This window comes from Shewanella sp. S1-58-MNA-CIBAN-0166, from assembly GCF_040310085.1.
Classification (GTDB): Bacteria; Pseudomonadota; Gammaproteobacteria; order Enterobacterales; family Shewanellaceae; genus Shewanella.
Genome location: NZ_JBEOPN010000106.1, coordinates 1 through 325, shown reverse-complemented (window position 1 = coordinate 325; position 325 = coordinate 1). Strand labels below are relative to the sequence as shown.

Here is a 325-nt window from a genome sequence, read left to right as displayed (position 1 = left end):
CTTCAACGTCAAAGCCGTTGTCGAGCATGTCTTGAGTGACAGGGCCGTTAAATAGGGTGTTGCCATTGCCATCAGTGACAATCAAGGTGTCGCCGACTTGGGTGCCAGTCGCTAGCGTCACGGTCGCGGTCACAGTGCCGTCGCTGCCGATCTCATCGCTGTTGAACACGCCGTCAGTGCCCATGCCGCTGAACTCAACGGTCGGTGCAGGAGCCATGGTGGCATCAACAGGTTGTGTATCAGTGGCGGTTGCTGATGGGTTACCGGCGATATCAATCACTTGCGCGGTGACATCAACATCGGTCGCGCCTGCAGTGACAGGCAC

General features: G+C 57.5%; 1 protein-coding gene. It reads right to left on the bottom strand.

Annotation, left to right across the window (positions count from 1 at the left end):
- Nucleotides 1–325, bottom strand: a 325-nt coding sequence (locus AAEY99_RS21285) for a hypothetical protein (protein ID WP_351011959.1), incomplete at both ends; no start/stop codon positions are given.